Source organism: Flavobacterium supellecticarium (assembly GCF_004801375.1).
GTDB lineage: Bacteria > Bacteroidota > Bacteroidia > Flavobacteriales > Flavobacteriaceae > Flavobacterium > Flavobacterium supellecticarium.
Genome location: NZ_SSNZ01000004.1, coordinates 175,174 through 190,541, shown reverse-complemented (window position 1 = coordinate 190,541; position 15,368 = coordinate 175,174). Strand labels below are relative to the sequence as shown.

At 41.1% G+C, this 15,368-nt stretch carries 14 protein-coding genes; 5 read left to right on the top strand and 9 right to left on the bottom strand.

Going from position 1 to position 15,368, the window contains the following annotated elements; translation table 11 throughout:
* Positions 1-73: 73 nt before the first annotated feature.
* The 4 genes from mutL to E6C50_RS11495 are packed head-to-tail and all read left to right on the top strand — an operon-like array spanning position 74 to position 4,802.
* On the top strand, positions 74-1,999 hold the full coding sequence (mutL, locus tag E6C50_RS11510) for a DNA mismatch repair endonuclease MutL (protein ID WP_136403374.1): 1,926 nt from the start codon (positions 74-76) through the stop codon (positions 1,997-1,999).
* Positions 1,996-2,748 carry a rhomboid family intramembrane serine protease gene (locus tag E6C50_RS11505; protein ID WP_136403373.1) on the top strand — a complete coding sequence of 251 codons (753 nt, stop codon included), beginning with the start codon at positions 1,996-1,998 and terminating at the stop codon, positions 2,746-2,748. The genes mutL and E6C50_RS11505 overlap by 4 nt, the downstream gene beginning before the upstream one ends.
* Positions 2,749-2,807: 59 nt before the next feature.
* A complete protein-coding gene (locus E6C50_RS11500; RefSeq protein ID WP_136403372.1) occupies positions 2,808-3,671 on the top strand; it encodes a rhomboid family intramembrane serine protease in 864 nt (287 codons plus the stop codon).
* Between the two features lie 36 nt (positions 3,672-3,707).
* Complete coding sequence (locus E6C50_RS11495; protein ID WP_136403371.1) at positions 3,708-4,802, top strand: endonuclease/exonuclease/phosphatase family protein; 1,095 nt, start codon at positions 3,708-3,710, stop codon at positions 4,800-4,802.
* Here E6C50_RS11495 and E6C50_RS11490 read toward each other — a convergent pair.
* From E6C50_RS11490 to E6C50_RS11465, 6 genes are all read right to left on the bottom strand, one after another.
* Complete coding sequence (locus E6C50_RS11490) at positions 4,799-5,410, bottom strand: WbqC family protein (RefSeq protein ID WP_136403370.1); 612 nt, start codon at positions 5,408-5,410, stop codon at positions 4,799-4,801. The two genes, E6C50_RS11495 and E6C50_RS11490, sit on opposite strands and share 4 nt — an antisense overlap.
* A 116-nt stretch (positions 5,411-5,526) precedes the next feature.
* Positions 5,527-7,074, bottom strand: coding sequence for a signal peptidase I (gene lepB, locus E6C50_RS11485; RefSeq protein WP_136403369.1), 1,548 nt, complete (start codon positions 7,072-7,074; stop codon positions 5,527-5,529).
* 18 nt (positions 7,075-7,092) lie between these two features.
* The gene (gene dapB, locus E6C50_RS11480; protein ID WP_136403368.1) at positions 7,093-7,794 is read right to left on the bottom strand and encodes a 4-hydroxy-tetrahydrodipicolinate reductase; all 702 of its coding nucleotides are present in this window, start codon (positions 7,792-7,794) and stop codon (positions 7,093-7,095) included.
* 13 nt (positions 7,795-7,807) lie between these two features.
* A complete protein-coding gene (locus E6C50_RS11475) occupies positions 7,808-8,380 on the bottom strand; it encodes a DUF5683 domain-containing protein (RefSeq protein ID WP_230979002.1) in 573 nt (190 codons plus the stop codon).
* Entirely contained in the window at positions 8,380-9,279 is a 900-nt protein-coding gene (locus tag E6C50_RS11470; protein WP_136403367.1) for a ParB/RepB/Spo0J family partition protein, read from the bottom strand. Before E6C50_RS11470 ends, E6C50_RS11475 begins: the two co-directional genes overlap by 1 nt.
* 5 nt (positions 9,280-9,284) lie before the next feature.
* A complete protein-coding gene (locus tag E6C50_RS11465; RefSeq protein ID WP_136403366.1) occupies positions 9,285-10,052 on the bottom strand; it encodes a ParA family protein in 768 nt (255 codons plus the stop codon).
* Positions 10,053-10,348: 296 nt separating this feature from the next.
* Here E6C50_RS11465 and E6C50_RS11460 point away from each other — a divergent pair, with 296 nt between their 5' ends.
* Complete coding sequence (locus tag E6C50_RS11460; protein ID WP_136403365.1) at positions 10,349-11,188, top strand: N-acetylmuramoyl-L-alanine amidase; 840 nt, start codon at positions 10,349-10,351, stop codon at positions 11,186-11,188.
* A 42-nt stretch (positions 11,189-11,230) separates the two neighbouring features.
* Here E6C50_RS11460 and E6C50_RS11455 read toward each other — a convergent pair whose 3' ends face one another.
* The 3 genes from E6C50_RS11455 to E6C50_RS11445 all read right to left on the bottom strand — a co-directional run bounded on the left by E6C50_RS11455 (position 11,231) and on the right by E6C50_RS11445 (position 15,288).
* Complete coding sequence (locus E6C50_RS11455) at positions 11,231-12,112, bottom strand: SDR family oxidoreductase (RefSeq protein WP_168732793.1); 882 nt, start codon at positions 12,110-12,112, stop codon at positions 11,231-11,233.
* Between the two features lie 127 nt (positions 12,113-12,239).
* A complete protein-coding gene (locus tag E6C50_RS11450) occupies positions 12,240-14,438 on the bottom strand; it encodes a multicopper oxidase domain-containing protein (protein ID WP_136403364.1) in 2,199 nt (732 codons plus the stop codon).
* A gap of 4 nt (positions 14,439-14,442) precedes the next feature.
* Positions 14,443-15,288: a DUF3347 domain-containing protein gene (locus E6C50_RS11445; RefSeq protein ID WP_136403363.1), complete on the bottom strand. Its 846-nt coding sequence runs from the start codon at positions 15,286-15,288 to the stop codon at positions 14,443-14,445.
* Between the last annotated feature and the right edge of the window lie 80 nt (positions 15,289-15,368).

Below are 15,368 nucleotides of genomic sequence, written 5' to 3'. Positions count from 1 at the left end.
CTGTCATTTTCTTTAAATTTGGTGGTTCAGAAGGAAAACCCTTTTTTAATCTAAACAGCTTCAAAACATACGAATGTCGAGTATTATCCAATTACTTCCCGATCATGTTGCCAATCAGATTGCCGCGGGTGAGGTGGTGCAGCGTCCTGCCTCCGTTGTCAAGGAATTGATAGAAAACGCGGTGGATGCCGGTGCAACAGAAATTAAATTAATCGTGAAAGATGCGGGTAAAACACTTATTCAGGTAATCGATAACGGTAAGGGAATGAGTGTTACCGATGCGCGTTTGTGTTTTGAGCGTCATGCAACGTCCAAGATTCGTCATGCGGAAGATTTGTTTTCACTTCATACCAAAGGGTTTCGCGGGGAAGCTTTGGCTTCGATTGCGGCAATTGCTCATGTGGAGATGAAAACCAAACAGGATCAGGAAGAACTGGGAACGCATATTGTGATTGAAGGAAGTAAGTTTGTATCGCAGGAAGTGGCCGTATTGCCAAAAGGAACGTCTTTTTCGGTAAAAAACCTCTTTTTTAATATTCCGGCGCGCCGAAATTTTCTGAAATCGGATACGGTAGAGTTTCGCCATGTGATTGATGAGTTCGAACGGGTGGCGTTGGCGCATGCCAATATTCATTTTGTACTGTTTCACAACGGAAGTGAAATGTTTAACCTGCCGGCTTCGAATTTCCGACAACGGATCGTAAATGTATTTGGCGGGAAGACCAACGAAAAACTGGTTCCGGTTAAAGAAAGTACCGAGATTGTCGAAATTCAGGGGTTTGTAGGAAAACCGGAGTTTGCTAAAAAAAGCCGTGGTGAACAGTTTTTCTTTGTTAACGATCGGTTTATTAAAAGTCCCTATCTGCATCACGCGGTTATGGCGGCCTACGAAGGCTTGTTAAAAGACGGTTGTCAACCAAGTTATTTCCTGTATCTGGATTTACCGCCGCATACGATTGATATCAATATCCATCCGACAAAAACAGAAATTAAATTTGATGACGAACAGGCGCTTTATGCCATTTTGCGTTCGTCTATAAAACATAGCCTCGGACAGTTTAATGTAGCACCGGTACTCGATTTTGAAAGGGATGCGACTTTGGATACGCCCTATGATTATACCGGTAAAGACGCAGAAACACCATTGATTCAGGTGGACGCCAATTTTAATCCGTTTTTGGAAGAAGACACGAAACCGGTTACCAATTTTTCGGCTTCTTTTTCAGGAAATATGACTTCCGGGACAAGGTCCGCGGGTTCGAATCCCTCTTTCTCTGCAGGTGGTTATAAAAAAGAAACATCCGGTCAGAATTGGGAAAGTCTGTATGTAGGACTGAAACAGGCGACTGAAGAGGTGGAAATCGGAGAAATCCAGCTGGAAAGCGAGGAAGTGACCGGTTCGCTTTTTGATGAGCATACCATCGATGAGGTATCGAATAACCGCACCTATCAGATTCATAAAAAATATATTGTCAGCCCGATTAAATCCGGGATGTTAATTGTTGATCAGCGACGTGCACACCAACGTATTTTATACGAGCAGTTTCTGACGAATATAACGGTACATCAGGCTTCGAGTCAGCAATTGCTGTTTCCGTTGGAATTGTATTTTTCCAAAGCGGAACTAGCCATTATTACCGAATTAAAACCATCGCTGGAAAGCACCGGTTTTGTTTTTGAGGCATTTCATGACGATCGGGTAACCATTTCCGGATTACCGGTAAATGTGGCTGAAAGCGAGGTAGCGATTTTACTGGAAGAACTTATCGGAGATTTGCAGGGCGAATTACCGGAAAACAGTTTTAGTCAGTGTGACCGGATTGCAAAATCCATGGCGCGAAGTCTGGCGGTAAAAACCGGTACTTATTTAACCGAACACGAACAGGAAACGATGGTCAATACCTTGTTTGCCTGTAAAGAACCAAATGTTTCCCCTTTCCTTAAACCGACTTTCATCACAATGCGGGTGGAAGACATTGATAAACGATTTGCACTATGATGAATATCACCGAAACCGTAAAACAGTTAATTATTATTAACGTTATCTTTTTCCTGGGAACTATGTTTGTTCCGGCGGCTTTTAACTATTTGGCGTTATGGTATTTTGAAAATCCGAATTTCCAATTCTGGCAACCGCTAACGCATATGTTTATGCATGGCGGATGGATGCATATTTTCTTTAATATGTTTGCGTTGTATTCGTTTGGATCGACACTGGAGCATTTCTGGGGCGGGAAAAAATTCCTGTTTTTCTATATTTCCTGCGGATTGGGTGCAGCTTTACTGCATAGTGGCGTGAATTATTATTTGTACCACGATGGATTAAATAGTTTAATCGAAAATGGAGTGTCCCAATCGGAAGTAGTACAGTTGTTATCGGAAGGGAAGATAAATCCAAACTGGAGTGCCGTTTTGGGAGGAATGGATAAAGTTACTGAATTTGGTTCTGCTTTTGCGGCGCCTGCTGTTGGCGCTTCCGGTGCTATTTACGGGCTTTTGGTGGCTTTTGCCTTTATGTTCCCGAATGCCGAACTGGCATTGATGTTTATCCCGGTTCCGATTAAAGCAAAATACTTTGTTCCGGGCTTGTTGTTAGTCGATTTGTATCTCGGAATGAGTGGCCGTTCTATTTTTGGCGGACCTAGTGGTATTGCGCATTTTGCTCATATTGGAGGTGCAATTGTTGGTTTTCTGATGATGTGGTTCTGGAAAAAAAATCAATTCAACAATAATCGTTGGGATCGCTAACGGTTCCAAAAATAAAGCCTAAATTAGTAGTATAAAAACCACAAAAAAGAAAGAATAGAATGAATATACTGGATGATTTTAAAATGCAATACCGACTGGGAGGAATCGCGCAAAAGCTGATTTTCTGGAACGTGGGAATTGCCATTCCGTTTTTTCTTCTGAAAGCATTTGCTCCGGATCTTTTTAGTGTGATACTGGTCTGGACGAGTTTGTCATCGGATGTGATGACCATGATAACGCGGCCCTGGACTTTATTGACGTATGCTTTTCTGCATGCCGATTTTTTTCATCTGTTATTTAATATGATCGTGCTGAATTTTGCCAGCCGTTTGTTTACGACCTATTTTACCCAAAAACAATTGTTTGGATTGTATCTTTTAGGCGCGATTTTTGCCGGACTGTTGTTTGTAGCGACCGATTTTATTTTTCAGAATAATACAATACTTGTTGGTGCTTCCGGAGCGATCATGGCGATTCTGGTAGGTGCGGCAACCTATACGCCGTTTTCGGAAATCCGATTGTTGCTGATCGGAAATGTGAAAATGTGGCATCTGGCACTGGCATTGGTTTTGCTGGATCTGATTCAGATTCCGTTAAACAATACCGGGGGACATATTGCGCATTTGGGCGGTGCTTTTTTTGGTTATTTATATATTAAAATGCTACAGAATGGTACCGATTTGACCAAAGGAATTTCGACTTTTTTAGATTATATTTTTGGTTTATTCCGTCCGAAAAAAACAACACCTTTTAAAACGGTACACCGGAATACCAAAAAACAACCCCAAACCAGCACTGTAACGACAGCTGATAAGGATATGACACAAAAAAAAATCGACGATATTCTGGATAAAATCAGTAAATCCGGTTATGATAGTCTCACAAAAGAAGAAAAGGAGTTCCTCTTTAAAGTAGGGAAATAATCCGGTTTCGAAATAATAAGCGGATAACGGCGAAGTATGAAAAATTTGTCATGGTTTAATAAAATAGTTTTCTTTTTCAATATAGTACTCACTGTATTGAGCTTTATCGCCTATGTATTGCCGTTTCTCGCACCCAAATTATTCCCGTTTTTATCGGTATTGACATTGGTTTTGCCGCTGATGCTGATCCTGAATTTGTTGTTTTTGTTTTACTGGTTGATCCAGTTTAAAAAACAGGTACTACTTTCACTATGCGTATTTCTGATCGGAATTACATTTTTTAATAAATTCTATAAATTCTCATCCAAAGATCTGATCGCCGAAGAGGATGATTTTGTTGTGATGAGTTATAATGTACGACTGTTTAACGTGTTCGAATGGATCAAACAGGATAATGTAATCGATAAGATCGAAGCGTTTGTATTGTCACAGAATCCGGATATTTTATGTTTGCAGGAATATTCGAATACGCAGCCGGTACACTTTGAAGGCTATAAACATCAGTTTATTTATATGCAGGGCGACAAGGTAAAAACCGGTCAGGCTATTTTTTCAAAGTTTCCGATTGTAAACGGTGGGAACATTAAATTTCCAAATTCGAATAATAACGTAATTTTTGCCGATATCAAAAAGGGTAGAGACACGCTTCGCGTATATAGTATGCATTTGCAGTCGATCAAGATAAGTCCCGATATTCATGAGAAAATCGATGAGGTGAAATCTAAAAAGATTTTCAGACGGATCAGTGAAGCCTTTGCGATTCAGCAAATGCAGTCTGAGTTGATCAAACAACATAAAGCGGAATGTCATTTCCCGTTAATTATCTGTGGTGACTTGAATAACAGTGCTTTTTCGTATGTATACCGCAATATTAAGGGCAACATGAAAGATGCGTTTGAAGAAGCCGGTAAAGGGTTTGGAAAGACCTATGATTATGACTATTATCCGGCTCGTATTGACTATGTTTTTGTTGACAAACGTATCGAGGTGAAAAACTTTGTAAACCACGATAGTTTTATTAATTCGGATCATTTTCCGATCACGACCCGGTTGACATTACGCGATGAAGCACCACAACATCCGGTTACATCCGATACCGAACCGAAAAAGCAAAAAAATAGTCGCCTTTAAAGCGACTGATTTTTTAGGTATTCCATGGCATAACGCCCTTCGTTAAATAACAGGTCGAGTATACTAAGGTTGTTTATAAAACCGTGTTTTTCTTCAAAAACCTGAGTGTAGGGCTCGAAAACAGCCGTGTCTTTTTTTCCGTTAACCAGATTTCTAAAATCCGTTTTGTCGGTTATTTCGTGGAAATATTCGTCCGTTTTGGCATATTTAAAATCCATTCCCAGACAATCCGTTACGATTTCCATGATCTGAAAATTAAGATCCATCATAAAGGTATGTTGCTTTTCAAAAACCGGACGGATGTCATCTTCAAAATATTCAAAGAAAGGCGATGTTCTGTAGGCTGCTTCAAGTGATTTAAAGTGTTGTTTCTGCCAGTTAAAGGCATTTTCAATCTTAACATCTTTAAATTTCTGATGTACTTCTTTAGTATGTTTTACCGGAATGTTTAACAGTTGTATTCCGTTTGGACTGTAGATATACATCCGGTTACGGTTGGTCTGTTTCTGGAAATTGTCTTCTGTTTCAAAAGTAATCGTATCCGCCTTTGCCATAGCAGCAAAATGGCTGATAGAAGGGAAGTAGGTCGGATGTAGTAAAATGTTCATAGGCTTGTTTTTTTATGAAGAAAGAGAAGTAAAATCAGCGGTTATCGCTAACCGGCTTAATCTTACTTCTCATTTCAGGTGGTTTACAGGGTAAACCGTTTTATCGCGATTTTGAATTACGAATTTCTTTTTGCTTTTCTTTTTCTGTAGAAATCATATCCGAACCAGGCTGCCAATACGATAACAAAGTATTTGAAATAGGATACCGGTTCACCGCTTCCACCCACTGTGGTGAACAAACGTTCCCAACGGATCTTATCGATCGCTTTAGCCCAAGGTACATTTTGGTCTAAACTCATCCAGATAAATACTGGTTTTCCAACTACGTTTTCAAACGGTACATAACCCCAATAACGGCTGTCCTGCGAGTTGTGACGGTTGTCTCCCATCATCCAGTAATAGTCCTGTTGAAAGGTGTAGGAATTGACCACTTTACCATTGATGCGAATTTCGTCGCCGGTTACTTTTAAATCGTTATGTTCGTACTCGGTAATGATTTGTTTGTAATACGGAAGCGATTCTTTGTTCAAAGCAACTGTCTGTCCTTTCCCAGGGATATAAATCGGACCGAGGTTATCACGGTTCCAACCCGGATGTCCTGTGAAAATATCCGCTTCGCCTGCTGTAGTCAGTTTTTTAGTAACCGATTTTACGATTGGGTTGTTGCGTAAACGGTTGGCTGTTTCATCGGTAAGACACTGGAATAGAAATTGAGTCTCTGATATTGCACCAATTTCATTCGGGTTTAATTTTAAATCGTGTATCAGGTAATTGTAGTCGAAACGATTGCCATCGGTGACCACATCATACGAAAACTGTAATTTTTGACGATCGTGTAGTGCAAGCGGTTTATTATTGATCATAACCACACCGTCTTTAATCGAAAGACTGTCACCCGGAATACCCACACAACGTTTTACATAATTGGTTTTTTTGTCTACGGGTTTGTAAGTATATTGTCCGGAATTGTCTCCAAACATCGTTTTAACGGTATCTACCGGCCAGTTAAACACAACGATATCGTTGCGCTCGATTTTCTGGATTCCCGGAAAACGAAACGTTGGAATCTGTGGCCAGTTTAAATAGGATTTTGCTTTAATCAATGGAATAGAGTCGTGCACCATTGGTAAAGCGACAGCTGTTTGTGGCGTACGGGCTCCGTAATGGAATTTACTCACAAAAAGGAAGTCACCAATTAATAGCGATTTTTCCAGGGATGATGATGGAATCGTATACGGCTGCATCACATAGGTGTGGACTAATGTAGCTACCACAATAGCAAATAACAGCGAACTTAAGGTGTTGTCTGTCTTTACATGGTTTTTATTCGGAATATACGTTACGTCTTGTGTGTAATTAATATAATAAATATATAGCCCTAAAGTTACGACACCTAAAATAGTATCGGCAGTCGATTTTTTTCCAAAAGCGCGTAAGATTTCCACCCAAATCACCGGGAACATAATCAGATTGACAATCGGGATAAAAAGAAGGATTGTCCACCAACGCGGACGGTCGATGATTTTCATCAGCACGATTGCGTTGTAAACCGGAATTGCAGCTTCCCAGGATTTACGTCCGGCTTTTTCATATAATTTCCAGGTTCCTACGTAATGAACGATTTGTATTACAAGGAAAAATATAAACCATTGGATTAGTGTCATATTTGTTTTTTTATATTATTACATCAGGTTTAATACGTCTTTCATAGTGTGGATTCCTTTTTTGCCAACGATCCACTCGGCAGCAACGACTGCGCCTAAGGCAAATCCTTCACGACTATGAGCCACGTGTTTGATTTCGATAAAATCGACTTCAGAGTTATAGGTTACCGTATGCGTGCCAGGCACATTTTCGATACGTTTGGCCTCGATATGGATTTCATTGGCTTTTGCCGTTTCCATCGTCCAATCCGTATAAGCCGAATTTTCGATGATGCCTTTGGCTAATGAAATAGCCGTTCCGCTGGGAGCATCCAGTTTTTGTGTATGGTGGATTTCTTCCATCGTTACGTTATACTCCTTTAGGTTGGCCATCATTTTTGCCAGATAATTGTTGAGTTCAAAGAACAGGTTTACCCCTAAACTGAAGTTCGATCCATACAAAAAGGCCCCGTCTTTTTCGCGACATTCGCGAACAACAGCCTCATACTGTTCCAACCATCCTGTGGTTCCGGATACTACCGGTATATTGGTATCAAAACAAGTGGAAATGTTACGTACAGCACTTGACGGTACGCTAAAATCGATGGCAACATCGGCGTTTTCAAGGCCGTCGTAGTTATCGCTACTGGTTTTTCGGAGCACAATTTCGTGTCCGCGTTCCAATGCGATGCGTTCGATCACTTTTCCCATTTTGCCATATCCTAAAAGTGCTATTTTCATTGATCAGTATGCTTTAAAAATGATAATTTAACGTTAGTCCAAGATTTTGTTTGTAGTCCAGATTATTCTGATAAATATCGGGACGGATCGACAGGTTGTCGTTTACGTTAAATTGCATTAAGTGTGCGTCTACGTTGGCATCCACAATATTCAGAATATAAATCCCAACCGTTACCAGAATGGAAAGATCCCGGTTTCGCTGATAGAATTTTTGCGCTTCGATCAGTCGGTTGTTATCCAGTCCGCCAAAATACGGATCGTTCGGATCGGCCGTACCGTTCAGACGCTTTTTGTATTCGTTACGGAAGTCGTGGTATTTGTTGTTATTGCTGTTGTAGAAATACAAACCGGTTCCCAGTCCGATATAGACTAAGGGAACCTTCCAGTATTTTTTATTGTAAATCTGACCCAATCCCGGTACTACGGCCGAATAAAAGGCGGCTTTCGATGGTGCAAGGGGATTAATACGAACAGCTTTGACCGTGTCTTTTACTTTTAGCAGCGCGTCGTCTTTTTTATTTTGTGAAAAAACAAACGGACCGATTAAAAGCAAGGTCAAAATCAGTATGGAGGAAAAGCGACCCACTAACCTTCTATTAGCTTAATAATTCGTTTAAAATCTTCTTCGGAATGAAAAGGTATGGTGATTTTTCCTTTACCGTTTCCGGCTACCTTTACATCAACTTTGGCTCCGAAAAATTCGGTAATCGCCTTTTTATTTTCTTCGGCTACTGTAAAAGTGTTTCCTTTTGGTGCTTTAGCCGGAGCCGGTTTTAAACTTTCGTGATAGGCTTTTACCAAAGCTTCCGTTTCCCGTACCGATAGGTTCTGACTTACGATTTTCTGGTAAATGTCGGTTTGAACGTCCAGATCTTCTACATTGATGATCGCACGTCCGTGTCCCATCGTGATAAAACCGTCGCGGATTCCCGTTTGAATAATCGGATCCAGTTTTAACAAACGCAGGTAGTTCGCAATCGTTGATCGTTTTTTACCCACGCGGTCACTCATCTGTTCCTGTGTTAACTGGATTTCGTCAATCAGACGTTGGTACGATAAGGCAATCTCGATCGGATCCAAGTCATGACGTTGGATGTTTTCCACCAAAGCCATCACCAGCGAATCGTTATCGTTTGCCAAACGGATATAAGCCGGTATTGCCGTTAAGCCAACTAATTTGGAAGCGCGCAAACGACGTTCTCCGGAAATCAGCTGGTATTTGTTGAATTCCATTTTTCGAACCGTAATCGGTTGGATCACACCTAGCTCACGGATAGAAGTGGCCAATTCCTGTAGCGATTCTTCATTGAAATTGGTACGCGGCTGGAACGGGTTTATTTCAATAGCATCTATTTCAAGCTCAATAATATTCCCAACAACCTTATCGGCATTTTTGTCTTCCACGGATTTAATATCGTTTTCCGGGTCTTTTAATAATGCGGATAAGCCTCTTCCTAATGCTTGTTTTTTTATTGCTTTTGTCATAAAAACTAGTTACTGTTTTTTTTGATTATTTCTTCTGCTAAATGGATATAGTTGGTTGCTCCTTTACTGGTCGCGTCATAGTTAATGATGCTTTCTCCGAAACTCGGTGCTTCACTTAACTTAACATTACGCTGGATAACCGTTTCGAATACCATATCGTTAAAATGTTTTTGTACTTCTTCTACTACCTGATTGGAAAGACGCAAACGGGAATCGTACATCGTTAATAACAATCCTTCGATATCCAGTTGCGGGTTGTGGATTTTCTGAACGCTTTTAATCGTATTCAGTAATTTGCCTAAACCTTCCAACGCAAAATATTCGCATTGGATCGGAATGACTACCGAATCAGCAGCTGTTAAGGCATTAAGCGTTAACAAACCTAATGACGGTGCGCAATCGATGATGATATAGTCGTACTTTTCCTTAGTGCTTTCCAATGCCTGTTTTAGCATATACTCACGGTTTTCTTTGTCGACTAACTCAATTTCGATCGCTACCAGATCAATATGAGCCGGAATTAACGATACGTTAGGTGCTGTACAATCCAAAGTAGCTTCGTCCGGGGTATTACTATGCTCTAATATCTGGTAGGTTCCTATTTCTACGCTTTCAACATCAATACCTAATCCGGAACTGGCATTTGCCTGTGGATCAGCATCAATCAATAAAACTTTTTTTTCCAATACGCCTAATGCGGCAGCTAAATTTACTGAAGTTGTAGTTTTTCCAACGCCTCCCTTTTGATTGGCTATAGCAATGATTTTACCCATCTGTCTCTAAAAATTTTGAACCGTAAAAATACAATTTATTATGGTTTATGAAAATCTTATTTGTTAACAATGTAATAAAGTTCCCGGTATGGCTGTTGTTCCGTTCGACGGTATTTATCTGACATTTACGGAGAACGTTTTTTGGATTTTTGTTTTACAATTTTAATCCGTCTTGGATTGTTGTTTTTGTTTTAAGTTGATTTTATAACAATTTGTTTTATTTGTGTGAATTTTTGTAAATTGTGAGATCGGATTTTAAATCCTGATAAAATTAGTGAACATAAATGTAAAAACGGATGTCTAGGAGAGTATCACTTTTAATAGGAAACATATTGCTTTCGTTGGTATTATTTTCCTGTTCGGGAAGCAAATATTATGGGGATGGTCCGTCCTATAAAAAACAAGCTCGCGGTTATGCCGGTGTTTACAGACAGGTACCGCCTGAAAAGCAGGGATTGAAAGCGGTTGATACAACGGATCGTAAAATGTGGATTGGGACCATAAATTTTGGAATTCGAAAACCGAACTATGTGGTACTGCATCATACTGCTCAGGATTCGGTCGCACAAACAATCCGGACATTTTTGTCTTTAAAACGAGAAGTAAGCGCGCATTATATTGTTGGACGGGATGGAAGTATCGTGCAAATGGCGAATGATTATTTTAGAGCCTATCATGCCGGAGTGGGAAAATGGGGAAATGATACTGACCTAAATTCGTCCTCGATTGGGATTGAATTGGATAACAATGGTACGACCGATCCCTGGCCGGAGGTACAAATTGCAACATTAATTCAGTTATTGGATTATCTGAAAAGTACCTACAATATTCCACAGGCTAATTTTATTGCACATGCCGATCTGGCGCCTACGCGAAAAGTGGATCCGCATCATTTTCCATGGAAAAGCATTGCCGAGAAAGGATTTGGTTACTGGTACACAGAAGAAGAACTGGTCACACCGCCAGCCGGTTTTGAGCCGAAAATTGCGCTTAAGGTTATTGGTTATGATGTAACCAATCTTGATGCGGCCATCAAAGCGTTTAAAATTCACTATATTCAGGAAAATGAGGAGTCCGCTGAACTAAGCGAACATGATTTGAGTATTCTTTATACGATCTACCAAAAGTATCTGTAAACGAAAAAGCCGTTCCAACTGATGGAACGGCTTTCTATATTTTTATTTGTTGCCTTTTTGTTTGATCATGGCTTCCAGCATGTCCCACATTTCTTTTGGAATGGCTTCCAGCAGGTTAAACTGTCCGGCGCCTTGCAACCATTCGCCACCGTCAATCGTGATCACTTCACCGTTGACATAGGCTGAAAAATCGGATACCAGATAAGCGGCCAGATTAGCCAGTTCCTGATGGTCACCTACGCGCTTTAAAGGGACTTTTTTGGCTAAATCGAATTTGTCTTTTAAATCACCGGGTAATAGTCGGTCCCAGGCACCTTTGGTAGGGAATGGTCCTGGTGCGATCGCGTTGGTACGAATACCATATTTGGCCCATTCTACCGCAAGACTGCGTGTCATGGCCAATACACCGGCTTTAGCTGTAGCCGACGGAACTACATAAGCCGATCCGGTCCAGGCATAGGTGGTAACAATATTTAGAATGTTGGTATTGGTTTGTTTGGTGTCGATCCAATGTTTTCCAAAAGCCAGCGTGCAGTTTTTGGAACCTTTTAGTACGATATCGATTATCGTATCGAAAGCATTGGCCGAAAGGCGTTCGGTTGGGGAGATAAAGTTCCCGGCAGCATTGTTGAGTAAAACGTCTACTTTACCAAATGCTTTTAAAACAGCCTGTAGCATGTTTTCTACCTGCTCATAATGCCGGACATCACAGGCTACAGCCAGACATTTACCTCCGGTTTCCTGTTCCAGTTCCGTTGCCGTAGTTTGCAATTTGTCCAGATCACGGGAAGTAATGGCTACTTTAGCGCCCAGTTCCAGAAAATATCGGGTCATGGCTTTTCCAAGACCACTTCCGCCACCGGTAACGACAATTACTTTATCTTCCAGTGCGTTATCGCGAAGCATTTTTGCAGTAAAATTCATAGGTTATGTTTTTTGTAATGGTAAATATACTAAAAAATAATATTATGCGTGCATAGTAATAATGTTTCTGGAATAGGACAAACTCAATTGGTTAAAAAAGCGGATTGTAATTTACAATCCGTTTTTTTTAATACGTTAGAACGAGGCCACCGCCCAATCCCATATCGCTGTCGTAATGGGCCGATAACGACCAGTATTTAGTCAAAATATACCGTGAACCAACACTATACTCAAAGTCGGTGTTCCAGGAACCCCATAAACGGAGACGTTCCGTTACCGGGATGTCTTTACGGGTAAACTGTAGTCGGGCTTTTCCTTCGTGATCCAGTCGCATATCGGCATTGACCAGCCACGGAAGTTGATAGATAATCCCAATACAAGCCACGGCGCGTTGGTCTTGCGTACTCATTTGTCCGAAGAGATTTTTACTTCGTTCCAGACTATTGTGATAACGAAAATCAAATCCGGTATAGACCGATAAATATTGATTTTTGTCCAGATAACGTCCAAAATGGGCTTCGGTTTCATAACCGGATTTTTTATCCAGTCCCAAACGCCATTCTACATCAAAAAAGTTACGGGTGTTTTCCAGTCGCATTTCTCCGTCACTACCGTTGCTTTCCAGGCCTACTTCCGCAGAAAAATAATAACGACGGTCGTCATTATAAACCATTTTTAAGGCTTTTTTCGGATCGGGTAGTTGCGGATTTGGAGGTGAATTTTCATAGGTAAAGATGCGTCCCATTCCGGCCATCATATGATACAGAATATGACAATGGAAATACCAGTCACCATATTCTTCTGAAGCGTGAAATTCGATCGTATCGGTTTCCATCGGCATGATGTCGAGTACGTTTTTAAGCGGCGCATAATCGCCTTGTCCGTTTAGGATTCTGAAAAAATGCCCGTGTAAGTGCATCGGATGGCGCATCATCGAATTATTGGTGATCACAATCCGGATGTTTTCTCCTTTCTTGATCATCACTTTATCGGATTCGGATATCGTTTTGTTGTTTAGGGTCCACACATAACGATTCATATTTCCGGTTAGTTCAAAATGCAGGGTTCGAACCGGACCATCCGGTAGATTTGTTTTTACCGGTGATTTTAGCATAGCATAATGCAACGTGACAATATCCGGATTGGTGTTGCTGTCTTGCCCGTGGTCGTGTTTTGACATTTCGGGCATGGCAGTGGACTTTTTAGGTTGTTCTTTTCCGGTTATTTCAGGATACATCACGGCATTCATATCCATCTGTTGTAGACTCATGTTCATGCCCATGTCTTTCATATTGCCGCCGACGGTCATCATGTCGTTCATCATTTTCATACCTTCGAAATACTTTAATTTCGGTAAAGGTTGTTGTAATTGCTTTAAACCGCTTCCCAACCATAACGACGCCTGACCGGTACGATCCTCAGCTGTGGCGACCAATTCAAAAGCGTTGCCTTTTTCGGGAATCGTCACAATGATGTCGTAGGTTTCGGAGACACCCACAATAAAGCGATCCACCGGAACGGGTTGTACGTCCATACCGTCACTGGCGACCACGTCTATTTTTCCACCGGCATAATTGATCCAGAAATAGGTTGAAGCACTACCATTGATCACACGTACGCGTACTTTTTCACCGGGTTTAAATTGCGGAGCCTGGTCTTCGGTTTTTCCATTTACAAAAAAGCGTTCGTAATACACATCGCTCACATCCATTGCATGCATGCGTTTCCATTCATTGGTCAGTTTGGTCTTAAAATGTCCTTTACCAATGGCTTCAGCATAGTTTTGAGTCGCTCCTTTTTTAATGGCATACCAATCGTTGGCTTTGTGTAAGGAACGTTCAATTTCATGTGGATTGGCATCGGTCCAGTCGCTTAGCAACATGGTATATTCGGGCATTGGGACTTCTTCTTTTTTATGGATGATAAAAGCGCCATACATTCCGTTTTGTTCCTGTAGCATCGTATGCGAATGGTACCAATAGGTTCCGCTTTGTTTGATCGGAAATTTATACGTATGCGTACTCATCCCTTTAATAGGTGCCGTGGTCAGATACGGAACACCATCCTGTTCATTGGGTAATAGTAAGCCATGCCAGTGAATGGAGGTTTCGTGGTGCATTTTGTTGTGTACGCGGATCACAGCGGTATCGCCTTCGGTAAAATGAAGGGTTGGCGCCGGAATACTACCGTTTATCGCAATACCGTTTACTTTTTTACCGGTATAGTTTACGATCGTATCGGAAACATACAAATCGTATTCTTTGACATTTTGTGACCAACTGTTTGCCGTAAAAAGTACTATAAAAAGTGATAACAGGCCTTTCATCGGATTACGGTTTTAAGGTTTCAACCGTACTGCCGCACGTTAGCATCGCGGAACCGTAATAGGGATTTTTGATAGTGTTTTCCTGACTTAACCAAAAAGCACCTTTTCCATCGTTATACATCGGGCATTTCTGATAGTAAATCGTATTGCCATTTGTAGCCGATTTTGCTAGTGTGTACAAGTTTTCGGAAAGGGAAGCAAAATGATCCCGCTGGTGTTTTACATCGTTGGTTTCGGCAATATGTTCCGCATCTGTTTTCAACTCGTTTAGAATTTTCATCCAGATCGTATGTTGTGCGGGTTTTAATTTGTCCATCGGAACAGCAGTAATGGCTTTAACTAATCCGGCTGCCTGTGTAGCGGCTGTTTTGCCATCGGATTTTATAAGGGCATCTTTAACCGCAAAATAATGGGTATAAACCACACTCAAAACGTCGTTGTTTTGTGACATATCGGCCATGTTGTGCCCTTGATGTTCGGAATGGTTGTTCGCTACCGCCATTGCTTTTACCGGTCGGTCGTACTGGCAACATTCCGGAAGGTTTTTATAGGCTTCGTTCGGTGCGCGGAAAAGATCACTGTCGTATCCGGCATAGGCGACTTTTTTTAAGATGGCATCGGTATTGGTTTTGGTCTGATCATAGGTAACGGTAAGCATATCGCTGTCAATGTTCCAGTTGGCTTTGACAATGCCTCTTTCGTTAGCAGCCTTTTCGATGGTACGTTTACACATACCGCAATTACCGTAGACTTTAACGGTTTCGGTTTTCGGATTTTTAATTTGAGCGTCGCATCCGGTAAAAAAGAACGTAGTAACCAGTGCCAGAAATATATTTTGGATCGTTTTCATGGTATTGAAATTTTTGAATTAATGAATTTGGTGTAATGCATACAACCGGCGCAAATGGCCGGTACTGTCGGTTAAATTCT